The organism is Daejeonella sp. JGW-45 (assembly GCF_029360805.1).
GTDB lineage: Bacteria > Bacteroidota > Bacteroidia > Sphingobacteriales > Sphingobacteriaceae > Daejeonella.
Window position 1 is genome coordinate 249,355 of record NZ_JARKNC010000010.1, and the last position, 24,625, is coordinate 273,979.

Here is a 24,625-nt window from a genome sequence, read left to right on the forward strand (position 1 = left end):
CAGTGATGGTTTTTGAATAAGATGACTAAATTGGGACTAAGAAATAAGCAGCAGGATACGATAATGCCTTATTATTAAACGTTTAGCAGATATATGGTGCAAAAAAGTTCAGGAATCAAAAAATGGAAGTGGCTTGTTTCTATTCTGTTGATCTCTTGTATCCTGATCACATCCTCGGCGATTTACCTCAACTACCGGTGGAAGCCTGTTCTGACCAGCAGGATAAAAAATGCAGTTGAAACGTCTACAAACGGCTTGTACAGTATTGACTTCGAGAATATCCGCACCAATATGGTTACCGGAAGGATAAGCGTAGAGAATATTGTCTTCCTGCCCGATACCTCAATCTTCGATAAGATGAGTGCAGATAGCCTGGCGCCAAGGCATCTTTACAAGGTTGAAGTGAACGAGCTTATACTTAAGCGGGTGCACCCCTGGAAAATCTATTTCAATGGAATCCTGGAGATGGGTTCTGTGGTCATAGATAAACCGAAGCTGGAAATAATTTTTACGAACAGCAAAAGAAACAAAGCCACAGTCAAACCGGATGTCAGAACCGCCTGGCAGCGTCTTGCGCCGTATTTGCGGTCGCTGAAAGTCAAGGACATCACGTTCCAGGATGCCGACTTTCAATACGTTGACAAAAGCGAATCACCGGCGCGTATTACTAACCTCCGGGGTTTAACGATTAAAGTGAGCGACCTGCTGATAGACTCTTTGTCGCAGTATGATAAATCGCGCCTCTATCACACGAAAGATATTTATGCCGAGCTTAATTCCTACCGTTCTGTTACCGCCGACAGTAACTATACGATCCAGATAGGACAATTAACGGCCTCCACGGGTGAAGGTTATGCGCGGATCAAAGATTTCAAGCTCGTACCCCGGTATGGCGAGATGGAATTCTCCCAGCGCTTCAAAACCCAGACAGACCGCTATTCAGTAAGCGTTGCAGATATGGAACTTAAAGATGTCGATTACAGGATGCTGAACAGTCAGCGCCGGCTCCTGGCTTCGCGGCTTAGACTGGACAAGGCTAATATTTCCATTTTTCTGAACCGCGCCATGCCTGATTCCCTGCGCGACCGCGGTAATAACTTTCCCCAGATATCATTGCAGCGGTTTAAGCTCGAAGGCCTGATCGATACATTGTTCCTCCAGGATTCGCGTGTAAATTACTCCGAGTATAACCCCGATTCGAGGCGAAAAGGGACCGTGATCTTCAGTAAAATAAACGGCAATATCCGGAACATAACAAATGATTCGGCGAGCCTCGCTAAAAACTCCCGGTCAGAGGCCGACCTGACCGCCCTGCTCATGGACCGCGGCAGGTTTAACGTTAACATGAAATTCGACCTGGTCTCACCACAGGCTGCCTTCAGTTTCAAAGGAAATATTGGCCAAATGGATGCGGATATGTTTAATGCTGCAATTCGCCCGCTGTCCCTTATCGAGGTTAAATCAGGTTCTTTAAGTAAGATGGATTTTAGTGGGGAAGGAAGCATTAAAGGGGTAAAGGGACTGGTAGCATGCTACTATAATAATCTTAAAATAGCCCTTCTCGAGAAGAGTGAAAATAGTACCTGGCTCAGGCGCCGGGGTATTGCATCGATATTTGCCAATGTGCTGATCATTGAAAGCGAAAATCCATCTCCGGGCAAGCCTGTGCGAAAGGTGAATTATAATTATATCCGCCCGGACCATTCCTCTTTTTTCAATATGATCTGGAAGGGACTGTCTTCTGCGCTTTTAGGCAGCATTGGCTTTGATGCCGAAACACAGCGTGAGATCAAAGCCCGTTTGCGTAAAATGGAAATAGAGCGCTTTAACAAAGAGCAGAGGCGTGATGAAAGAGAAAAAAGGAAGGTGAAACGTAAGATCAACCGGCGGGACAGGAATAAATAAGAAAAGCTGCCCGGATAATCAGACAGCTTTTCTTAATAATTTATTAAAGGAATTATCCTACGAAATAGTTCCAGCCGAACTCGTCGGCGGCACGACCGTATCTGATCTCGTTAAGTGTATTTAAAACCTTATTGGAAAACTCCCTTTTTGCAGGATCCGGTAATGTGTAAACCTCGCCTTCATGGGCTATTTCAGCAATGTGAGCTATTGTGGCCGCAGTGCCAGCGCCAAAGGCGTCGGTTATCCTGCCTTCTTTAATGCCCTGAAGGATCTCAGCAACCGAAACACGACGCTCCTCAACTTCGATACCCCAGCTTTTCGCCAAGGTAATAACAGTGTCGCGGGTTACCCCTTTTAGAATCGTGTCACGTGTTGAAGGTGTGATAACTTTTCCGTCCATCATGAACATAATATTTGCTGCACCGAGCTCTTCCATATAGGCGTGCTCGCGTGAATCGGTCCAGATCAGCTGATCAAAGCCCTCTTCGGTCGCCCTGCGCGCCGGAAGCATGGAGCCGCCATAATTGCCGGCTGCCTTTGCGAAACCGAAGCCACCATCGCTCGACCTTGAGAAATTGGTCTCGATTTTTACCCGGAGATTCTTAGAGAAGTAAGGGCCGACCGGTCCGGTAAGGATCATAAACTTATATGTCTCGGAAGGAGTAACGCCTAAATAAGGATCCGTTGCAAACATGAACGGCCGGATATAAAGACTATGACCCTCTTTTGAAGGTATCCAATCCTTATCAATTTCTACGATAGCAGAGAGAGCTTGTAAATACATTTCAACCGGTATCTGAGGCATACACAGACGTTCAGCCGACGCATTCGAACGTTCCGCATTTTTCTCAGGACGGAAAATCGCGACCCGCCCATCCACATGTTTATAAGCCTTGATCCCTTCAAAGAACGCTTGCCCGTAGTGTAGCGCAGAAATAGCAGGGCTTAATCCGATCTCCCCGTAAGGGACTATCTGAAAATTCTTCCATTCACCGCCTTCATAATCGGCAACGAACATATGGTCAGAAAAGGTCTTGCCAAAGGGCAAGTTGTCAAAGTCTATCTTGGACAGACGTGACTCCGCTGTCTTAGTAACAGCGATGTTTAAAGTATCGGTTAACATGGTAATTATGGTTGGGAAGCGCAATTTACAAAAAAAAGTATTACGTCCTGTGCCAACCTGCGCATTTCTGCTCGTTCTCAAGCAGTAAGCATCTAAAATTCCCCCCAAAGCAAGGGTAGTCTTTTATTATTGATATATAAATTTATATAATATAAGAAGGAAATTACTCTGATACAATTAGGAAGCTATTCGGAAATTGGTCGGATCCTATCCCTATCTCGGAGTCATTTCCGAATAATGTCCTAAGAAATAGCCTCGAAATATATAATTTAACTTCAGTTCACTCCAGCTTGGCGGAACTGTCAGCAGTTCGGTTTTAGCAAATAAGGCGGTATCGGATCGGGCTAAAAGCCCGTGGCAATTAACCGGTGGTAATCCCGTGGTAACAACCGGTGGCTGTACCAAATCTAAAAGCCCGTACCAAAATCAGCCTGTGGCAAAGTAAGGCTTAGTAAAGTATCCTGAACTTAATCGTATGATCGATCTGCTTCAGGTCTTTGAGCACCTGTTTATCGTACTGGTCGCTTACATCAGTGATAACATATCCGATAGAGGCGTTAGTCATGAGATACTGGCCAACGATGTTGATATCATGATCGGCAAACACCTGGTTGATGCTGGCCATAATTCCTGGTACATTGCGGTGGATATGGATAAGGCGGTGTGCGCCGGCAATGCGCGGAAGCTGCAGGTTGGGGAAATTGAGGCTCCGATAGGTGTGACCGTGGTTGATGAAGTTGATCATCCGTTTTGCGATGAACTCAGTGCTTCCCGGGCTATTTTTACGATCGTCGAAGATGACTATACCCATATCTGTGCAGATATCTTTCGACAGGGCGAGCCTGCTGTTGCCAAGGTATCCCACTGTTTTAAGCTTAACGGCGAGTTTTAGTTTTTCATCGTCAAGCACTTCGCCGTTTGCCAGCAGCATCATGCCAACATCAGGAACATATTTCTCTTCAAAACTGGTTTTGTGGCGGATAGAGAAGCCGTCCTTTTTTAAGGTTTGTATGGCAAGGGCCGGCACCTCGCCGATAACCAGGCAAAGGATCCTGTTTTTAGGATAAGATATTGCCCTTGGCAGGTTGTTAACGTAGAGGAATTCGTCGAAGCTCGGGGTAATGTGGTCGGCTTTCTCAGCTACGGTTTTTCGTTCTATATTTTCTGTAAAAGCATAGAACTTCTTGATCATTCCGAATTCCTTTAACTGGAAGTCTGAGTGCCCGTCGCCGATGCCATAAATATCTCCCTTTAATTTCAGGTTCTTCAGCAGGGTAACTTTTCCGCCCTCGTTAGAGAGCGGGTTCTTCTCATCATAACCAATGATCTTGCCCGCTTCGTCGAACACGAAAGTATTGGCATAGATATTTTCTTTTGGGATGTGATAGGATGATACCACAGGCGTAATGAACTCTTTAAACCCACCAGATACGATAAGCACATCGTGCGCGTGTCTTTTAAAAAAGGTCTTGTTTCTTGAAAATGAAGCTGAAACTTTTTTCTTAAGGTGCGTGATGAGTTGTTTCAGGTGTTCTTTATCGGCTTCAAGCAGTTTAACGCGGGCAGTAAGGCTTTCGCGGAACGACATTTTGCCTTCCATCGCAGCATTGGTCAGATCTTCGATCTCTTTATAAATGCCCTCACGATTCGGGTGGTCCTGTAATGAAATTCTGGCCAGTTCGTCCAGCGCTTCTACCTGTGTAAATGTGCTGTCGAAATCTATGATATAAAACTGCTTCAAGGGATCGGTATATTTAATTCTTGTTGTACGTGCTGCAAACCTCTGCGATGGAATCTTTCACGGATTTGAATTCCAAATTTAAGGCCTTTTTGATTTTTTCATTAGAATAATTCTGCTTTTTGAAGGCAGTGCGAACGGTATCCTTACTTAACCCGTAGTTTTTACCGGTAAAAGCTGATGCTATCACTGCCCCCAGGCGCGCAGATTCGAGCATCCACGGCTTAAGCGCTATGACAGGCGGCTTTTTGCCAAACTGAAGGGCGATCTCAGTAAAAAGCTCGCGGTAAGTCTTGTTTTCAGAGGTGATAATATATCGTTCGTCAGAGATATCGCTTTCCATTAAAGCGATCATAGCTGTTACCACGTCTTCAACATCTACATAAGCAAAACTGCCACCCGGATAAAAAGAAAGGCCTTTCCGTATTGTTTCGAAGAGTTGCCCGCTTCCTTCCGTGCCTGCGTTTTTGCCAATGATGATCCCCGGATTTATTATCACTGCATTCAATCCTTCTGCAGCAGCGCGGAATACCTCCATCTCACTTTCATATTTTGAAATAGAATAGCCGCTTTGCCTGGTGCTAAATTCCCAGTGATGTTTTTCGGTAATAAGTTCACCCTTTTTACTGTTGCCTACAGCAGATACGGAACTTACATGCAGGAATTTTACTACGTTATTTGCAGCACAAACATCGAGCAGGTTCCTGGTACCTTCGACGTTCACCTTCATCATCTGCTTTTTGTCCTTCGCACTCAGGGAAACCAAAGCAGCGCAATGATATACCTGACCGATACCCTGCATAGCGTCTTCGAGGCTGTAGTAATCCAGGAGGTCGGCATCTACCCATTCAAGACCACCCTCATTTTTCAGGATCTCAGGGATATTGGATGAGGCACGTTTCATAGCACGTACTTTCTCACCGTTAAGCAATAATCGCCTGACTAATTCTGAACCTAAAAAACCGGTTGCGCCGGTAACTAATATCATCCGGTATGAATTTTAGTAAATGCTTTCAAAAGTAATTGAATAAAGTGATATTTGCTTTCAGTTGGCCAGGCAATCTTAATTGTAGCCGGCTGTTTTTTGTTTCAGGGGCTTGTATTAATTATAAAAATCCGGTTCAGCTTATATCCTATGTCATTATCCGATTTTTTGTCTCCTGTAAACTATACCACTCCGCAGAGCGGCTTCTATACCAGTCATCTCGGAGCAAAACTGGAGATCTATCATTCACATTTTCCTGATCTGGAAAGTAATACCTATGATATTGCGATTATTGGGGTGCTCGAAGATCGTAATGCAGTCAATAATTCAGGTACTGCTTTATCTGCCGACTATTTTCGCGAGAAATTCTATTCACTTAACGAAGGGAATTACGCAACCAGGATAGTCGACCTCGGAAATATTAAGGCCGGCCACACTGTTTCTGATACCTATGTAGCGTTAAAGCTTGTCGTTGCCGAGCTGATAAAGAAGGATATCGTTCCGGTTATTATCGGCGGCGGGCAGGACCTGACCTATGGGCAGTTTATGGCTTATGAGGAATTGGAACAAAAAGTGGATCTGCTCGTGGTCGATTCGCACTTTGACCTCGATGATGATCCCCAGAATGTAAACGGTACAACTTCAGCTTCGTATCTCAACAGGATCTTTCTGCATGAGCCCAATTATTTATTCAATTACAGCAATATCGGTTATCAGACCTTTTTCGTAAACCAGGAAAGCCTGAAGGTGATGGATAAGCTGTATTTCGATATTCACCGGCTTGGGGATGTTGCAAATAATATGACAACAGCAGAGCCGATCATTCGCAATGCTAATATGATCAGTTTTGATATGTCTGCCATCCGCTCGTCGGATGCCGGAGCCAATGCCAATGCTTCTCCCAATGGTTTTTATGGAGAGCAGGCTTGCCAGATATGCCGTTACGCTGGGATGAATGATAAGCTTTCGTCGATAGGATTTTACGAGTTCAACCCAGCCTATGACCAGAACGGGCAGACAGCGTTGCTGCTCGCGCAGATGGTCTGGTACTTTGTGGATGGCTTTTACAATCGTAAAAAGGAACACCCGCTGCTGCCGAAATCACAATATATTACTTATCGCGCAAGCCTTAAGGACGGCTCGCACGAATTGATCTTCGTGAAGAGCAAAAAATCAGACCGCTGGTGGATGCAGGTGCCTTACCCTACCGGCTTGTCCAAGAATGAACGCCATCACCTCGTTCCATGCCGGTATGAGGATTACCAGCTGGCGAATGCAGGTGAGATGCCGGATCTGTGGTGGAAGACGTATCAGAAACTTAATTGAGTTGTACGTGGTACGTTTTACGTTTTAAGTTCACGTGCTAACTCATAATTTTTTAAGAGATTGTTAACCTACAGCGTTTAGAAACTTACAACGTACCACGTAAAACTTACAACTCAAAAGGCGTTTAGAAACTTACAACGTACCACGTAAAACCTACAACTAATATGCTATTACTCGGCATCGACCTCGGTACTTCGTCCATCAAAGTATCTGTTATTAATTCGCAGACGCAGAAATGTATTGCAAGCGCCCAGTACCCGGAGACAGAATCGGAAGTGATCGCATTGCAGCCGGGCTGGGCAGAGCAGTCGCCGGAAATGTGGTGGGAACATGTGCAGCAGGCAATTATTATATGTAACTCTAAGAAATTATATGATCCTGGGGAGATCAGGGCAATAGGTATTGCCTACCAGATGCACGGACTGGTTCTGTTAGACAAGAATCAGCGGGTACTCCGGAACTCGATCATCTGGTGCGACAGCCGGGCGGTGGAGATTGGCGACAGAGCCTTCGAGGCTATTGGTACTGATAAAGTCTTAAGCGAGATGCTTAACTCGCCGGGTAATTTTACTGCATCAAAGCTAGCCTGGGTTAAGGAGAATGAGCCGGGTATTTACAAGGATATCGATAAGATGATGCTGCCCGGCGATTTTATCGCAATGAGGTTTAGCGGGGAAATTACTACGAGCATTTCATCGCTTTCGGAAGGGATATTCTGGAATTTTAAAGAAAACAGCCTCTCGGAAGATGTGACAGGTTATTATGGGTTCAATAAAGATCTTATCCCCGATATTCAACCTGTGTTTTCTGACCATGGGAAACTGAGGGCCGAAATTGCTTCAAAGCTTGCCCTGAGGCCGGGAATTCCTGTAACCTACAAGGCTGGCGACCAGCCAAACAACGCGCTGTCGTTGAATGTGCTTCAGCCCGGAGAAGTTGCAGCTAATGCCGGTACGTCAGGCGTGATCTACGGAGTGTCGGATGAGCTGACCTATGATCAGCAATCCAGGATCAACACCTTTGCGCATGTTAACCATACCAACTCAAGGAAGAGGTTGGGTGTGCTGCTATGTATCAACGGAACAGGTATCCTGAACCGGTGGGTAAAAAATACGTTCACGTCCGGAACGACTTATAACGAGATGAACGCTGCGGCTGCCGGCGTGCCTGTTGGGAGCAACGGGATCCGGGTCATACCCTTCGGTAACGGGGCGGAGCGGATGCTTAATAATAAGAACATTGGAGCCCATTTCCATAAGCTGGACCTGAATGTTCACCGCCAGGCGGATATTTTTCGGGCTGTGCAGGAAGGCATTGCCTTCTCTTTTCGCTACGGATTGGATATTATGCGAGAGAACGGCATGAACCCGAAGGTGATCCGGGCAGGCAGGACCAATCTGTTTTCGAGCCCGGTATTTACAGAGGCTTTTGTAAATGCCTGTGGTGTTCCGGTCGAGCTTTACGAGAACGATGGAAGCGTCGGGGCAGCGATCGGAGCCGGGATAGGAATGGGGGAGCTGACGCTGGATAATGCGTTTAGTAAAGTCAGGCCCCTGGGTATAATTGAACCAGAGCTTGAGAGGGAGTATGATGATGTATATAGGGAGTGGAAGGGGGTGTTGGAAAGCCACCTTCGCAAATAACCTCTCGGTAGGCCATAAAGGGCTGAGAGCTTCCCTTCGAGTAAGCCACCGTGTACTGATATCTTATATTTTAATTCAATGCCTGACCCGGAACGGGTTAAATGTTTGTAGAAGATATTTCTGGCCCCAAACGCGCCCCTGAAAGTGGTCGCATGTTTATAGCAATCGCTCCAATTTTACTCGGAAACTAATGATCTAATAAATTCCCCACATTTAATTCATACTACCTGCTTGTTTTAAAATGATAATCTGCAGCGTATTCCTATTGGGGTCAGATCACTATAGCGTATAGTCATTGAACGGTGTCATACAGGGATACACATTTAAATGCATAGATAAAGTTTCTGCATATAGAAACTTTTGTTTAATTTTGAATGTAATACTATTGAATAATGAATTCATATGACATATTAGTATTAGATGAAGCAAAAGCCTTTATTAAGGCTATGCCCAAATCAGCTCAAAAAAAGTTGGTTAAGGCTATGGATTATGTACGGATTGGGAGTATTAAGAAGGATTATTTCAAGAAGCTTACAGGCACAGATGATATATGGGAATTTCGTATTGCTGATTCAGAGAAATGGTACCGGATACTGGCGTTTTTTATGAAAGCAAACGACGGTCCGGTGACGGTGATTGTCGCTACCCATGGATTTGAGAAAGAGGGAGCGAAAACGCCTTCTCAACAAATCGGACGTGCGGAACGTATTAAAAAGGAATTTCAGTCAGTAAATAAATGATATACCCGGGTGTAAAGCGGTTCCGCACCGGTATTGAAATACAGAGCCGCCATTTGAATTTTTAAATCTTACAATAATGAAAAAGTCTGCACCCTTGAAAAAGGGATACTCAAAAGGTGGGATCAAACTACCGTCTGGCTACAGCGGTGTGTCAATGGAGGAGTTAAAGGACGACCTGTTTGGCTCGGAAGGAACTGTTGAACGTGATTTGTACGAAACCGAGTTGAAAGAAGAAATACTTGGTGATGTGATAAGACACATGCGGAAATTAAAACACCTTACCCAGGAAGAACTCGGCAGTAAGGTAGGGGTTGGTAAAGCGCAGATCAGCAGGATTGAAAAAAATTATAACAATGTAACTATTGCCAATTTTTTGAGGATACTGCATGCGCTAAATGTTAAGGTCAGGTTGTCTGTTGAAGTAGAAGCACAGGAAAAAAAGGAAATCGAATTGTCGATCTAATAAATTCCCCACATTTAATTCATACTACCTGCTTGTTTTAAAATGATAATCTGCAAATCTTATAAAGTTCTTCCAGTCAAACAGCGTCAGGTTATGTGCACCGGTACGGTTATGATAGCCCAGTGGAGATTGGATGATGGCAGCGTCCGGTGCCGGGGGTTCTTCTCCAAGGGCAGACTTTTGCTTGTATAAACTGTAAACCTTTTCTGCGTTTTTGAGGGCTAAGAACGTTCCCTTCGGATCGGCCCACAGATCTTCAGTTGCGTTGGTTGCATAAACGGGCCTTGGTGCTACGAGCGCAATAAGCTGATGCTGATCGACAGGCAGAAGGCTTTCCTTATCGTTGAATTTCTTATAGTTTGTATTGAACCAGTGCGGGAAGGAGGTGTTGATCCGCCTGACCCTTTCCCCGAACTCTCTGCGTGCCAGCTTCGCCCCGGTGCTTCCCGAGCAGTTAGAAATACAAAGTGCAAAGCGTTCGTCCTGCGCCGCAGCCCACAGTGCGGCTTTTCCGCCGCGTGACTGACCGGCAATGGCTATTTTATCTTTGTCAATAAGCGGCTCGTTTTCAAAATAGTCCATCACCCGGCTTGCTCCCCAGCCCCATGCACCGATAGCACGCATACCATTGTCGGCAGATAATTGCTCCGGATATAGTTGCAGTACACCATTCATGAAGAGCTTAGCATCATCCGGAGCTACATCGCTGATATGGAATGCGGCAATGGCGTATCCGTTTTCAATAGCAAGCTCCGCAGGCCAGAAATCGCTTTTAACAGTGCGGGTCGGATCTGTTTGGTCCTTTGCCCTGTTGTTGATCAAAAGAAAAGCAGGAGCTGGCTCAGAGGTATTGTTGGGGATAAAAAGCACCAGGTTTATTTTTACACTTTTGTTTCGGCGGAACACTTCAATAAGTACTTCCTTCAGGTGAGCTTTTCCATTCATAACACCCGTGTCTTCATGGATCGCCGAATATTTTATGCTATCATAATTCTTAGGTACCTGGCCGTAGATGTTCTCCTCGAAAAGTCTTAATGTTTCCGGTTTCCTGATCTTCTCCCATTGATCTTTGTTCCTGATGGTTTTACCAGCCTCCGTCTTTAACGGATCTGGCAAGGTATATAGAGGAACTTTAGATTCGTCATAATTGGATTCTTTATGATCCTGTGCCTGGACCAAAACGATACTTAGGAAAAAGATCGAGGCAGCTAATAGTGTTTTCATGGAAGCGATTTTGCACAAATTATGAAAAGGAGATGGCTTTTGAAAAAGGATTGATACAAAGGGCGCTCTTCCCCGATCAAGTCGGGGAAGAGCCCTGCGTCACGTCCACAAGTGTTGAGGAGGCTTTTAAGTCTGCAAAACTATCATGTAAAACCAGGCACCATAACCCTGCATACGTTATTTACAGCTGCGCTGGACTTTTAAAACCCGCGTTATTTACATTCCTCGCCGGGCATTGCTGCACATGCCCGCAGGAGGAATGTTTGGTGTGCACTCTTCCCCGACTTGATCGGGGATCTCGTTAATAACACGCGGCCAAAGCCGCAAGTGTTAACCGGGAGATTAAGGTCGCGCAAAAGCTGCAAGCTATTTACAGCTGCGCTGGAGGTTTAGATTCCTGACATTCAAAGGCATTGTGAACGCGGGCTGCGCCGCGTCTGGGAGGAGATCCCCGATCAAGTCGGGGAAGAGCCCTGCGTCACGTCCGCAAGTGTTGAGGAGGCTTTTAAGTCTGCAAAACTATCATGTAAAACCAGGCACCATAACCCTGCATACGTTATTTACAGCTACGCTGGACTTTTAAAACCCGCGTTATTTACATTCCTCCTGCGGGCATTGCTGTGCATGCCCGCAGGAGGAATGTTTGGTGTGCACTCTTCCCCGACTTGATCGGGGATCTCGTTAATAACACGCGGCCAAAGCCGCAAGTGTTAACCGGGAGATTAAGGTCGCGCAAAAGCTGCAAGCTATTTACAGCTGCGCTGGAGGTTTAGATTCCTGACATTCAAAGGCATTGTGAACGCGGGCTGCGCCGCGTCTGGGAGGAGATCCCCGATCAAGTCGGGGAAGAGCCCTGCGTCACGTCCGCAAGTGTTACGGAGCCTCTTAAGTCTGCAAAACTATCATGTAAAACGAGACACCATAACATGCTGTGTGCCCGCAGGAGATCCCCGACTAAATCGGGGACGAATTCCCTCCCCCTTTCACATAAATTCTATAAATTAGAAAACCCAAAGCTATTATATGTCAAACATCACAACCGGAGATAAAGAATTCTTTAAAGGAATAGGACAGGTAACATACGAAGGCCCGGACTCAGACAACCCGCTTGCCTTTCGCTGGTACGACGAGAATAGAATGATTGGCGGCAAAACGATGAAGGAGACCCTGCGTTTCGCCTGCGCTTACTGGCATTCATTTGTAGGGAATGGTGCTGATCCTTTCGGCGAACCTACTCACATATTCCCCTGGAACGAGAAGACTGATCCCGTAGAACGTGCAAAGGATAAAATGGATGCGGCGTTTGAGTTCATTACTAAAATGAACTTGCCGTTCTATTGTTTCCATGATGTGGATGTAGTGGACTATGGCAATGACATCGTAGAAAATGAGAGGCGCTTACAAGTGCTTACTGAATACGCAAAGCAGAAGCAGAAAGTCAGCGGCGTAAAACTCTTATGGGCGACAGCTAACCTGTTTTCGCATAAACGATATATGAATGGTGCAGCAACCAATCCGGACTTTCATGTGTTAAGTCACGGCGCTGCGCAGGCTAAAGCGGCACTTGACGCAGCGATTGCCCTTAACGGGGAGAACTATGTTTTCTGGGGTGGGCGCGAAGGGTATATGAGCCTGCTGAACACCAATATGAAACGTGAACAGGAAAACTTAGCCCGTTTCCTTCATGTAGCAAAAGATTATGCCCGTAAGCAAGGTTTCAAGGGAACTTTCTTTATTGAGCCCAAGCCTTGCGAGCCTACCAAGCACCAGTACGATTATGATGCGGCGACTGTAATAAGTTTCCTTCGTCAGTATGATTTGATGGGCGACTTTAAACTGAACATTGAAGTAAATCACGCCACCCTTGCCGGCCATACCTTCCAGCACGAGCTGCAGGTTTCAGCCGATGCAGGCTTGCTCGGTTCCATTGACGCTAACCGCGGGGATATGCAGAACGGCTGGGATACCGACCAGTTTCCGAATAACATTAACGAGCTCACGGAGGCGATGCTTGTTATCGTCGAAGCGGGCGGACTTTCAGGCGGCGGTATAAACTTCGATGCCAAGATCAGGAGGAATTCCACCGATCCGGCCGACCTGTTCTATGCTCATATCGGGGGTATGGATGCCTTCGCCCGGGCGCTTATTGCCGCTGATAATATTCTTAACAGATCCGATTACAAGAAGATCCGGCAGGAGCGCTATGCCTCATTTGATTCCGGCAAAGGAAAAGATTTTGCTGCAGGCAAGCTTTCTCTTGAAGATCTGAGGGCTTATGCGATTGAAAAGGGTGAGCCGGAGGCGAGGAGTGGGAAACAGGAGTTTTTGGAGAATCTGGTGAACAGGTGGCTATGAAAATATAGATTTAAATGACGCATGTCCCTCGTTCGATCCTCACCTCATAAACCAGCATCTCAACCCCCGTCTCCACTTTATATTTCTTTGAAATCCGTTCTGCCAGATCCGCAGCTGCTTCCTCTTTTACCAGGTTGATCGTACAGCCCCCAAACCCCCCGCCCATCATCCTCGCACCTAAAACATTAGGATCATCCTTAACCAGGTCAACCAGCAGATCCAACTCTTTACAGCTCACCTCATAAAGCTTGCTAAGCCCCTCATGGGTTTCATACATCTTTTTACCGAAGGCGACAATGTCATTATTCTCTAAGTCTTCACATCCCTTAAGAAGCCTTTGGATCTCGGTCACAATAAACGTGCAGCGCTTATATACCAATTCATTTACGGGTTTCACAAATTCCAATAGCATTCCCTCCGTCACGTCCCTCAGACTTCCGATGTTCTGGCTTTGAGCTTCGAGCTTTGAGCTTTGAGCTTCCACAAGGCGAACCCCCTCCTCGCACTGTTCCCTTCTCTCGTTATAAGCAGACGATGCCAGCGAGTGTTTAACCCGCGTATCAAACAGGAGCACTTTTACGTCCTTTAGTTTAAATGGAAAATGATTGTATTCCAGACTCCGGCAGTCCAATCGGATCAGGTGATCCTTCTTGCCAAACATGCTCGCAAACTGGTCCATAATCCCACACTTCATTCCCACGAACTCATTCTCTGCTGCCTGCGAGATCTTAACCATATCTATCTTTGAAATCCCCAGACCAAACAGTTCATTAAGCGCATAGGCCGTCGCACACTCCAGCGCCGCAGAAGACGACAGCCCGGCGCCCGGAGGTATATCCCCGCCAAAAACAACATTAAAGCCCGTCGTTATTCCCTTAGCAGAATCATTTTCTCCACCCAGCATCCTATCAATCCTACCCATCCTATGCATCCTATTCCCCTCTCCGCCCAGCATCTTAATCTGCTCCACCACTCCCAACACATAATCCGGCCACAACTTCCCCGACCTTACGATGGCATCCGTCGTCGCTTTATGATCATCGTCATAATCCAGCGCATACAAATGAATCTCATTGTCATCCCGTTTCCCGATCCCAAGATAGATCGCTTTGTTAATAGCAGCCGGCAAAACAAAGCCCATGTTATAATCGGTATGTTCACCGATCAGGTTGATGCGGCCGGGAGCGCGGATGATCAGGGGCTGCTGATTGAAAAGTTCGGTAAACTTTTCTGCGATAGCTTTCGGATAATCTGATTGTGGCAGGCTCATGTAATGCGTTTCTTAACAAACATAATATTTTTGCGTTGTTAGCCTTCAATAAGCGATTATTTTAACTTTGCCAGACTAAGTTTTAATTACAAACGTTTGTCACTGCGAACGAAGCGAAGCAGTGATTTTGTATCCTTCACCGTTATTATACTATTCCAGTTCATGAGATACTTTAAATTAATCATATATCTGTTCCTTTTTACAGGCACGAATCCTGTTTTTGCACAGGGCGCTTCGTTCACTGTTAACGGTACTGTAGACCCAAGTCTGAATATTGAGACCGTGTACTTCAGTCAGGCCACCTTTATAAATAACACATTTCAAAAATCTACCAGGATTCCGGTCGTCGGGGGTAAGTTCATTATAACAGGGACTCTCAAAGAACCCGGGCCGGGCTTGATCTCATTGGTAGAAGACCTTAAGCCCAAGAACCCTGCGGATATTAAGCAGTTTATTCTGGACAAGGGGATAATCAGCTTTACTGTGAAAGATAAACTGTCTTCAGCAGTGATCAGCGGATCAAAAGCAAACGATGACATTGTAAAATATACAAGCGGTCAGGTGTCTTATGTGCAGAAGATCAATGCCCTTAATGAGATTGCAGACCAGCAATCCCGGCAGGGCGTGCCTATGGATTCGATCGTCAGCACCTACGGTCCGCTATTGAAAGATGCTTCCACCGAGCTCTACGGGTACCAGCGTTCATTCGTTACTCAGCACCCATCAGCCTTTATATCTTTATTGCTGTTGCCGGAGATCGCGCGGTTTAACAGTAATTTCCTCGAAGCAGATTCTATTCTGGAAGGGCTTGACCTGGTTGTAAAGTCCAGCCCAACGGGAACTGCGATTAAAAACTATATCGGCGCGGAGAAGAAAACATCTGTGGGTGCCTTTGCACCTGAGTTTGCGGCCTCCGATACTGCCGGCAAGAAGTTTGCACTCTCGTCCCTGAAAGGGAAATATGTCTTGCTTGATTTCTGGGCAGCCTGGTGCGGACCCTGCCGTCAGGAAAACCCTAATGTGGTTAAGGCTTATCAGACATATAAGGACAGGGGCTTTACCGTGCTTGGTGTCTCCCTCGACCGCGACCGCAAAGACTGGCTTAAAGGCATACGTGCCGACAACCTGACCTGGCCGCATGTGTCTGACTTAAAACACTTTGCAAGCCCTACAGCGGTGTTGTATAATATTACCAGTATCCCGAGGAATTTTCTTCTTGATCCGAAAGGAAAGATAGTAGCGAGAGATCTGAGGGGGGTGGATCTGCAGGAGAAACTGGAAGAAATCTTTGGAGAACAAGGAATCAGGAAAGAATAAAGACTTTGCGTCTAATTTACAAACGGGCCTTAATCTTTGCTCTTTAATCTTTGCTCTTTAATCTTTGTTCTTTATTCTTTGCTCTTTATTCTTTGCTCTTTAATCTTTGTTCTTTATTCTTTGCTCCTGACTCTACATGAGGTCCGCCCCAATATCCGCCCTGAAATACCTTGCATCAAAATAGATCCTTCCGGCATCAGCTGTAGCCGACTGGACAGCATCAAATAGATTATCCTGAAGAGAGGTTATCGCCATAACGCGGCCGCCGTTTGATTTCACGATCCCGTTTTCGAGTTCTGTGCCGGCATGAAAAGCTATAGAATGCCGCAGGTTATCCATACCGGTTATGGTTTTGCCTTTCATATATTCACCCGGGTAGCCCCCGGCAACAAGCATGATGGTGGCTGCGGTTTTAGGAGAAATTTTAAGCTCCTTATCGGCAAGATTTTCTTCGGCAACGCCTCTGAACAGTTCAACAAGGTCGCTTTCAATTCTAGGGATGACGCTTTCAGTTTCCGGATCGCCCATGCGTACATTATATTCAATAACATAAGGGTCTTTTCCTTCAGGACTATGTGACGCCATCAGGCCTATGAAAATGAAGCCTTTATAAGGGATGTTGTCTTTTTTCAGGCCTTCAATGGTCGGGATAATGACACGCTCCTCCACTTTCTTCATGAAAGCTGCGTCTGCAAAAGGGACAGGTGAGACAGAACCCATTCCGCCGGTGTTTAAGCCGGTATCACCTTCGCCGATTCTCTTATAATCTTTTGCTTCAGGAAGTATCTTGTAGGATTTTCCATCTGTGAGTACAAAAACAGACAGCTCAATGCCGGTAAGAAATTCCTCTATTACAACCATGCTGCTGGCTTCGCCGAACTTTGCATCAGCAAGCATAGCTCTGAGCTCAAGCTTGGCTTCGCCGAGTGTTTCACAGATCAGAACGCCCTTACCCGCGGCAAGTCCGTCAGCTTTCAGAACAATGGGAAGTTTCTGGGTGTCGAGATAGGCCAGTCCTTGTTCGAGGGTATCAACCGTAAATGATTTAAATGCAGCCGTCGGGATGCCGTGACGGATCATGAACTGTTTAGAAAAATCCTTACTTCCTTCAAGCTGTGCACCTTCCTGCTGCGGGCCGATAACCGGGATATGCTTTAATTCGGTTCTCTCAAGAAAGTAATCATGGATTCCCTTTACCAGCGGTTCTTCCGGTCCTACTACGACCATCGTGATGTTATTTTTAAGCACGAATGCTGCAATCGCTTCGAAATCGGTAGCTTTAAGGTTAACGTTCTTGCCATAAGCACCAGTACCGCCGTTTCCGGGAGCTATGTAGAGCTTCGATAAAAGTGGGCTTTGTGCGATTTTGGATGCAAATGCGCTCTCGCGGCCGCCCGAACCAAGAAGGAGGATATTCATAATGCAAACATAAGAATTAGCAGATTAGCATCCTATGAATACGATCATCCTATGAATCCTATTCTCATAATTAAATCGTAATTTTGCACTCCAATTATGCCATTATGACTTTAAATAGTAATGGCTTAGTTGTTGTATAAACTTGTTTTTCATAGAATAAACTATATATGTTAGGTATTTTAAGTAAGCTATTCGGGAGCAAATCTGACCGCGATATAAAAACAATTCAGCCTCTTGTTGAAAAAACTAAGGAAGAGTATGCCAAATTAGCGAATTTGAGCAATGATGAACTGCGGCAGAAGACGGTTGACTTTAAGTCCCGCATAGCTGCTTTCCTTACGGATATTGATAAAGAGATCGCTGATGTAAGATCAAGGGCAGATGCTGAAGATCTTCCGATCAACGAGAAAACAGCCATCTATGATGAGCTGGATAAACTTCAGAAAGATCGCGATAAGGAACTTGAGAAAGTTTTACTCGAGATCCTGCCGGAAGCCTTCGCGGTGATCAAGGATACTGCACGAAGGTTTACTGAAAATAAAACATTAGAAGTAAGCGCTACACAGGCCGACCGTGAGCTTGCTGCCCGGAAGTCAAACGTTGTTATTCAGGGCGATAAAGCGATTCACCACAACACCTGGCTTGCTGCCGGAACTGAGGTTACCTGGAACATGATCCATTATGATGTCCAGCTGATCGGCGGTATTGTGCTTCACCAGGGCAAGATAGCCGAGATGGCTACGGGTGAGGGTAAAACCCTTGTCGGTACCTTGCCTGCGTACCTGAATGCGCTTTCAGGACAGGGAGTGCACATCGTAACGGTGAATGATTACCTGGCACGCCGTGACTCGGAGTGGAACGGGCCTTTATTTGAGTTCCACGGTTTAACAGTCGATTGTATAGATAAACATCAGCCGAACTCTGAGGAGCGCAGAAGAGCTTATGCTGCAGATATTACGTTCGGTACAAATAATGAGTTCGGGTTTGATTATCTGCGTGACAATATGACATTGAACCCGGAGAGCCTGGTTCAGCGTAAACTGCATTTTGCTATGGTGGATGAGGTCGACTCAGTATTGATCGATGATGCGCGTACACCATTAATTATTTCAGGACCAATTCCCCGCGGCGATGAGCACGAGTTCTATGAGCTTAAGCCAAGGATTGAAAGGTTGGTTACTGCACAGAAGAATTTCGTTGTTGATGTGCTTAACCAGGCGAAGCGGTCAATTAACGCAGGGCAATCAGGGCCTGACGAGGGCGGTTTAGCCTTGCTTCGCGCTTACCGCGGATTACCAAAGAGCAAAGCGCTCATCAAGTTCCTGAGTGAACCGGGTATGAAGCAGGTGCTTACCAAATCTGAGCACCATTACATGGAAAACCAGAACAAGGAAATGCCTAAGGTTGATGCGGAGCTTTTCTTCGTGATTGACGAAAAAAATAACCAGGTTGAGCTAACCGAGAAAGGTATAGAGCTGATCACCACTTCCGGTGAAGATCCGAACTTCTTTGTGATGCCCGATGTAGGAACTGAGATAGCCGAACTGGAAAAATCTGATCTTTCAACAGAAGAAAAGATAGCAAAGAAAGACGCGCTGATGCGTGATTACTCAATTAAGTCTGAACGGATCCATTCCATAAACCAGCTTCTTAAAGCATACACCCTGTTCGAGATAGATGTCGAGTACATCGTTGATGAAGGTAAGATCAAGCTGGTTGATGAGCAAACGGGCCGTATCATGGATGGCCGCCGTTATTCTGACGGCTTGCACCAGGCTATCGAGGCTAAAGAAAATGTTAAGGTTGAGGATGCTACGCAGACCTATGCAACCATTACCTTGCAAAACTTCTTCCGGATGTACCATAAGCTTTGTGGTATGACCGGAACAGCAACAACAGAAGCCGGTGAGCTTTGGACGATCTATAAACTGGACGTTGTGGAGATCCCTACTAATGTTCCTGCACAGCGTAAAGATCATGAGGATATGGTTTATCGTACCGTGCGTGAGAAATATAACGCCGTGGCGGATGAAATAACCAAGTTGACGCAAGCCGGCCGGCCGGTACTCGTGGGTACAACCTCGGTTGAGATTTCGGAGTTGTTAAGCCGCATGCTCAAACTGAGAGGTATCAGGCATAATGTATTGAACGCTAAACTTCACCAGAAAGAGGCAGACATTGTCGCTGAAGCCGGACAGGCGGGTACAGTTACCATTGCAACCAACATGGCTGGTCGTGGTACAGATATTAAACTGGGTGCAGGCGTTAAAGAAGCCGGAGGTTTGGCCATTGTAGGTACTGAGCGCCATGAATCGCGCCGTGTCGACAGGCAGCTTCGTGGTAGGGCAGGCCGCCAGGGCGACCCGGGATCAAGTCAGTTCTTTGTATCCCTGGAGGATAACCTGATGCGTTTATTCGGTTCTGAAAGGATCTCGAATATTATGCTTCGGATGGGAATTGAAGAAGGCGAGGTGATCCAGCATTCTATGATCACCAAGTCGATAGAACGTGCGCAGCGTAAGGTTGAGGAAAACAACTTCGGGGTACGGAAACGTTTGCTGGAGTATGATGACGTGATGAACTCGCAGCGGTCGGTGATCTATGCGAAGCGGAAGAATGCACTATTTGGCGAGCGCCTGGACGTGGATCTGAACAATACTATTTTTGATGTTGTTGAGGATATTGCCACTGAGTACAAAGAAGATAATAATTATGAAGGTTTCCAGATGGAGATCATACGCATCTTCTCTGTAGATCCTGAGATTACCGATAAGCAATTTGCCGACTTGAATGCTACCAGGCTGACAGACGCAGTGTTTGCAAGGATCGATGATTTCTATCGCCGCAAGCTTGAGGCCGTGGCAAGCCAGACACTTCCGGTATTAAAAGATGTGCTGCGTGAAAGGGGAGATCAGATTGAAAATATTGTTGTTCCCTTTACTGACGGGGTACGCCAGGTTCAGGTAGCTACCAATCTCAAAAAAGCAGTTGAGTCGAACGGTCATGAAGTTTTCAAGGCATTTGAGAAAACGGTAGTTCTTGCACTGATCGACGAAGCCTGGAAAGAGCACCTGCGTGAGATGGACGAATTAAAGCAGTCGGTTCAGAACGCCGTTTACGAACAAAAGGATCCATTGATCGTTTACAAGATGGAAGCCTTCAACATGTTCAAGCAGATGCTTGCAACAGTGAATAAGGATGTGGTTAGCTTCCTGTTTAAAGGAAATATTCCTTCTCAGAATCCGGAGCAGGTTCGTGAGGCTCGCCCTCAGCCACGCCAGGATATGAGTAAGCTTAAAGTCTCGAAACCAGAGCTTGCCCAGACCGCGAACGGGCTTCCTGTTGATGACACCAGGGAATTACAAAAAACACAGCCAATCCGCGTGGAGCAGAAGATCGGAAGAAACGATCAATGCCCTTGCGGGAGTGGAAAAAAATATAAAAACTGTCACGGAGTAGGAGTAGATTAATTGATGCACAGGAAGCTGGCCATAGGATTTTTCTTTAGTTTCTTTTTAATACAGGTTGTTTCTGCCCAGGAAAAGGGTAAGGTGCTTGTGATAAAGGACCCCCAGATAGACAGCCTGATAGCAAAGAGACTGGAGCTAAGCCGGATGGGCAGCAGTGGAAACACCGTAACCAGCCTTGGTTTTAGGGTTCAGATATTCTCAGGACTGGAGAGAGAGCAGGCCTATGCGGAGCAGACGAAATTCAGGGCCTTATATCCCACAGTAAGGACTTATATCAGTTATACCCAGCCCAATTACCGGGTACGTGTAGGTGATTTTCGTACTAAACTGGAAGCTCAGAAATTCCTCACCGAATTAAAGAAACAGTACCCTTCACTTTTTATTTTTGCCGAAAAGATAAATCCCAGATAATGCTTAAAGATAAAATAAGCCAATTGGCTCAAGACATCCATAAGGAAGTTGTAGGAAACCGCAGGCACCTTCATGCCAATCCGGAGCTTTCGTTTGAAGAATATGAAACTTCAGCATTTGTAAAATCGAAACTCGATGAGCTGGGTATCAGTTACCAGAATATGGCTGATACTGGTATAGTTGCGCTGATCAAAGGTTCCAAGCCTTCCGATTCGGTAGTAGCCTTACGTGCTGATATGGATGCATTGCCTATTCTTGAAGCAAACGATGTCCCTTATAAATCGACCAAACCAGGTGTAATGCACGCTTGCGGGCATGACGTTCATACTTCATCGCTGTTAGGTACTGCAAGGATACTGACGGAATTGAAGGATGAGTTTGGCGGGACTGTAAAACTTATCTTCCAACCCGCTGAGGAGAGGCTGCCTGGCGGAGCGAATCTGATGATCAAGGAAGGCGTACTGGAAAACCCAAAGCCGCAGGCAGTGATCGGGCAGCACGTAATGCCGCACATCGAGACCGGGAAAGTAGGCTTCCGTGCAGGAAAATACATGGCTTCAACGGATGAGATCTACGTAACTGTTTACGGAAAGGGCGGGCACGGTGCTCAACCGCAGCAAAACATCGACCCGGTTCTTATCACTTCACATATCATTGTTGCACTGCAACAGATTGTCAGCAGAGTAGCAAACCCAACAGTACCTTCCGTACTTTCTTTCGGTAAAGTTATTGCGAACGGCGCAACGAACGTTATTCCTAACGAGGTGAAGCTTGAAGGTACATTCAGGACTATGGATGAGGCCTGGAGGGCAAAAGCTCATGAAAAGATGAAGAAAATGGCGGAAGGCATTGCTGAAGCGATGGGCGGAAGCTGTGATTTTAACATCATGCGCGGTTATCCTTTTCTCATCAATGAAGAGAAGCTCACAGCAAATACCCGCGCTTACGCGGAAGAATATTTAGGCAGCGAAAACGTTATCGATCTGGACATCTGGATGGCTGCCGAGGATTTCGCATATTATTCACAGGTCTCTGATGCCTGCTTTTACAGATTGGGTACCGGAAACGAGAAGCGTGGTATAAGCTCTTCAGTTCATACGCCTACTTTCGATGTCGATGAGGAATCGCTCAGACTGAGCACCGGTCTGATGACCTACATTGCGCTCAAGCAATTGGGCAATTAATTGCGGTGCGCTGCATTAGAAGAATTATGAAGAAGCTCGTTTTTTTACTCGGCCTGTTGCTTAGCGTGATAGCAGGTTTTAGCCAGAATATTCCCCGTTTTAATCCTGATACGATATGGACGGTAAATATTGATTCGGCTATCACTGTTCAGTCGACACGCCTTACTGCCGAAACATTTATCCAGGAAGTGATGAATGATACCAGCTTTTATAAAGCTTTCCGCAACATGAAAAAGTATTCGTTCACGGCGGAAAACAACATTTTCACGTACGATAAAAAGAATAAGGTTGAAGGAAGTATGTATAGCAGGATCTATCATAACAACAACGGGCCTTATAAAATGCAGGTACTGGAGAAGAGAGATAATGGTAAGATCTATAAGAAGAATGGTAAGTTTTCACTCTATACCGTAGAGATGTTCGACTACATATTCATGAATCCTTATAATTCTGATTTTACCAGACCCGACGACGCTAAGGGTACGAACGAGTCTTATAAGGATAAGCTCAAGACCCTGATATTTAGCCCTGGACGCCCCGTAAAAGGAATTCCCTTCATCAGTAATAAGACGGCAATCTTTACTCCTAATATGCGCCAGTATTATGATTACACCTATTATCGCGGCACGTACCTGGACTCCATTCCTGTCTATATCTTTAAGGTGAAAATGAAGCCGGGTTTATCCAGTTGGACCCAGGATGGTATCATGATTAAAGAACTGGTTACTACCTTTGATATGAGGAATTTCCAGATCCTGGGCCGTTCTGTAGACATGAAATACGATAACCTGGCTTTTGACTTTGATGTTCAGATGAATATTGAGTGTAGTTATTTTGGTGATGACCAAACCCTGCTTCCAACAAAGATCAGCTACCAGGGTAACTGGGATCATCTGGCAAAAAAGGAAGAACGGGCGAGTTTCCTGATACTGCATAAGGGGTATAAAATCGGAACGAAGTAAACCCGGTATACCTATCGCATTTTATACTAAAGTGCCACGACCCCTTCTTTAATCCCCCAGCAAAGCATCTGGTAAAAGTTCCGAAATCCCATTTTTCTGAGCATATTCTTCCGGTGCGTCTGCACGGTAAACTCACTTATAAATAGCTTATCAGCCATTTCACGGCTGTTATATCCCTCAGCCATCAGCTGCAGAATTTCATTTTCGCGCTGGCTGAGCGTGACGTCTATAACCGTGGGTTTATCTAATATTAAAGCATGCATAACATGTGGGAATTATCTTTATTCAAATTTCCACGGCAGCGCTATTATCTCTCAGGGGCGATCCACCTGAAATAGTAGGGTGTTTTTACGGTATTGAGATAGAGATATTTACGGTTGTTTTGTGTTTAAGTTTTTGTTGATATTAGTGGAAACTTAAACTTAAAATTCATAACCATGCCAATTAAAATTAATGATTCTAACCAAAAAGATGTAAACAAGCGTTTAAAAAAAAATGATGTAAGGGAGATGGTACAGCACCATCGCAACAACAAACCATTCAAAAAAGCACACTTTTCTCATTTTATGTTAACGGAAATTTTAACATTGTTTCGAGATAATGGAGTAATTGATTTTACAAAACCACTTCAATCCCAGCTGACAGCAATTAAAGACTATGGGGTAAAATTTTATTCCGGAGTACACTTTAAGCCAGAAACTTGTGACGGGAAACCCGATTATCTTAACCATTCAAATATAATTATCTGCAATACCAAAGATGATGGAAGTAATTTCTATAAAGATATGTTGGACGATAATAAATCGATTTCATTTTCTGGCGCGTTTGACGGTCTTGACATGGGGCAGATTTGCCCTCCTGAGTGCGGGGGGACGGATGACGTAGTATAAAATGATAGAATTCCTCAAGTTGCCGTTTACATTAATATCAGAATGGGTGTGTTTTATCGCATCCATTCTGATCATAAAAAGATATCATCCTAGTACCTGGAGAATCTTTCAGATATATCTTTTTATTGTTATATGTGTAGAAACCTTAAGCTATTTTGGATTACGTTTAAAATACATAACAACTACGCAATGGCTTTATA

The 24,625-nt window shown here is 45.5% G+C and carries 19 protein-coding genes; 12 read left to right on the plus strand and 7 right to left on the minus strand.

Annotated elements, in window-relative coordinates:
* The first annotated feature begins 93 nt into the window (after positions 1 to 93).
* Positions 94 to 1,905 carry a hypothetical protein gene (locus tag P2W76_RS14690; RefSeq protein WP_276348618.1) on the plus strand — a complete coding sequence of 604 codons (1,812 nt, stop codon included), beginning with the start codon at positions 94 to 96 and terminating at the stop codon, positions 1,903 to 1,905.
* Positions 1,906 to 1,957: 52 nt separating this feature from the next.
* Here P2W76_RS14690 and P2W76_RS14695 read toward each other — a convergent pair whose 3' ends face one another.
* The 3 genes from P2W76_RS14695 to P2W76_RS14705 all read right to left on the minus strand — a co-directional run bounded on the left by P2W76_RS14695 (position 1,958) and on the right by P2W76_RS14705 (position 5,754).
* A complete protein-coding gene (locus tag P2W76_RS14695; RefSeq protein ID WP_276348620.1) occupies positions 1,958 to 3,028 on the minus strand; it encodes a branched-chain amino acid aminotransferase in 1,071 nt (356 codons plus the stop codon).
* A gap of 448 nt (positions 3,029 to 3,476) precedes the next feature.
* A complete protein-coding gene (locus P2W76_RS14700) occupies positions 3,477 to 4,769 on the minus strand; it encodes an HAD-IB family phosphatase (RefSeq protein ID WP_276348622.1) in 1,293 nt (430 codons plus the stop codon).
* A gap of 13 nt (positions 4,770 to 4,782) precedes the next feature.
* Positions 4,783 to 5,754, minus strand: coding sequence for an NAD-dependent epimerase/dehydratase family protein (locus tag P2W76_RS14705; RefSeq protein ID WP_276348624.1), 972 nt, complete (start codon positions 5,752 to 5,754; stop codon positions 4,783 to 4,785).
* A gap of 147 nt (positions 5,755 to 5,901) precedes the next feature.
* On the opposite strand from P2W76_RS14705, the gene P2W76_RS14710 reads away from it, so the two are divergent.
* The 4 genes from P2W76_RS14710 to P2W76_RS14725 all read left to right on the plus strand — a co-directional run bounded on the left by P2W76_RS14710 (position 5,902) and on the right by P2W76_RS14725 (position 9,923).
* A complete protein-coding gene (locus P2W76_RS14710; protein WP_276348626.1) occupies positions 5,902 to 7,077 on the plus strand; it encodes a formimidoylglutamase in 1,176 nt (391 codons plus the stop codon).
* A gap of 164 nt (positions 7,078 to 7,241) precedes the next feature.
* Positions 7,242 to 8,720: an FGGY family carbohydrate kinase gene (locus P2W76_RS14715; protein WP_276348628.1), complete on the plus strand. Its 1,479-nt coding sequence runs from the start codon at positions 7,242 to 7,244 to the stop codon at positions 8,718 to 8,720.
* A gap of 392 nt (positions 8,721 to 9,112) precedes the next feature.
* Positions 9,113 to 9,460 (plus strand): type II toxin-antitoxin system RelE/ParE family toxin, encoded by a 348-nt coding sequence (locus P2W76_RS14720; protein WP_276348630.1) that lies wholly within the window; start codon positions 9,113 to 9,115, stop codon positions 9,458 to 9,460.
* A 76-nt stretch (positions 9,461 to 9,536) separates the two neighbouring features.
* A complete protein-coding gene (locus P2W76_RS14725) occupies positions 9,537 to 9,923 on the plus strand; it encodes a helix-turn-helix transcriptional regulator (RefSeq protein WP_276348632.1) in 387 nt (128 codons plus the stop codon).
* Positions 9,924 to 9,947: 24 nt separating this feature from the next.
* Here P2W76_RS14725 and P2W76_RS14730 read toward each other — a convergent pair whose 3' ends face one another.
* Positions 9,948 to 11,147: a prolyl oligopeptidase family serine peptidase gene (locus P2W76_RS14730; protein WP_276348634.1), complete on the minus strand. Its 1,200-nt coding sequence runs from the start codon at positions 11,145 to 11,147 to the stop codon at positions 9,948 to 9,950.
* A 1,023-nt stretch (positions 11,148 to 12,170) separates the two neighbouring features.
* Here P2W76_RS14730 and xylA point away from each other — a divergent pair.
* Positions 12,171 to 13,502, plus strand: a complete 1,332-nt coding sequence (gene xylA / locus P2W76_RS14735; protein ID WP_276348635.1) for a xylose isomerase — start codon at positions 12,171 to 12,173, stop codon at positions 13,500 to 13,502.
* Between the two features lie 10 nt (positions 13,503 to 13,512).
* On the opposite strand, the gene galK is transcribed toward xylA, so the two are convergent.
* Entirely contained in the window at positions 13,513 to 14,772 is a 1,260-nt protein-coding gene (galK, locus tag P2W76_RS14740; RefSeq protein WP_276348637.1) for a galactokinase, read from the minus strand.
* Between the two features lie 162 nt (positions 14,773 to 14,934).
* Here galK and P2W76_RS14745 point away from each other — a divergent pair, with 162 nt between their 5' ends.
* Positions 14,935 to 16,089, plus strand: a complete 1,155-nt coding sequence (locus P2W76_RS14745) for a TlpA disulfide reductase family protein (protein ID WP_276348639.1) — start codon at positions 14,935 to 14,937, stop codon at positions 16,087 to 16,089.
* A gap of 132 nt (positions 16,090 to 16,221) precedes the next feature.
* Here P2W76_RS14745 and purD read toward each other — a convergent pair whose 3' ends face one another.
* Positions 16,222 to 17,508, minus strand: a complete 1,287-nt coding sequence (purD, locus tag P2W76_RS14750) for a phosphoribosylamine--glycine ligase (protein ID WP_276348641.1) — start codon at positions 17,506 to 17,508, stop codon at positions 16,222 to 16,224.
* A 167-nt stretch (positions 17,509 to 17,675) separates the two neighbouring features.
* On the opposite strand from purD, the gene secA reads away from it, so the two are divergent.
* The 4 genes from secA to P2W76_RS14770 are packed head-to-tail and all read left to right on the plus strand — an operon-like array spanning position 17,676 to position 23,535.
* Positions 17,676 to 20,978, plus strand: coding sequence for a preprotein translocase subunit SecA (gene secA, locus P2W76_RS14755; protein WP_276348642.1), 3,303 nt, complete (start codon positions 17,676 to 17,678; stop codon positions 20,976 to 20,978).
* Between the two features lie 3 nt (positions 20,979 to 20,981).
* Positions 20,982 to 21,389 carry an SPOR domain-containing protein gene (locus tag P2W76_RS14760; RefSeq protein WP_276348644.1) on the plus strand — a complete coding sequence of 136 codons (408 nt, stop codon included), beginning with the start codon at positions 20,982 to 20,984 and terminating at the stop codon, positions 21,387 to 21,389.
* A complete protein-coding gene (locus tag P2W76_RS14765; protein ID WP_276348645.1) occupies positions 21,389 to 22,573 on the plus strand; it encodes a M20 family metallopeptidase in 1,185 nt (394 codons plus the stop codon). Before P2W76_RS14760 ends, P2W76_RS14765 begins: the two co-directional genes overlap by 1 nt.
* Positions 22,574 to 22,599: 26 nt before the next feature.
* A complete protein-coding gene (locus P2W76_RS14770; protein WP_276348647.1) occupies positions 22,600 to 23,535 on the plus strand; it encodes a hypothetical protein in 936 nt (311 codons plus the stop codon).
* A 26-nt stretch (positions 23,536 to 23,561) separates the two neighbouring features.
* Here P2W76_RS14770 and P2W76_RS14775 read toward each other — a convergent pair whose 3' ends face one another.
* Entirely contained in the window at positions 23,562 to 23,798 is a 237-nt protein-coding gene (locus P2W76_RS14775) for a helix-turn-helix transcriptional regulator (RefSeq protein ID WP_276348649.1), read from the minus strand.
* A 174-nt stretch (positions 23,799 to 23,972) separates the two neighbouring features.
* Between P2W76_RS14775 and P2W76_RS14780 the strand changes: the two genes are divergently transcribed.
* Complete coding sequence (locus P2W76_RS14780) at positions 23,973 to 24,425, plus strand: hypothetical protein (protein ID WP_276348651.1); 453 nt, start codon at positions 23,973 to 23,975, stop codon at positions 24,423 to 24,425.
* Positions 24,426 to 24,625 lie beyond the last annotated feature (200 nt).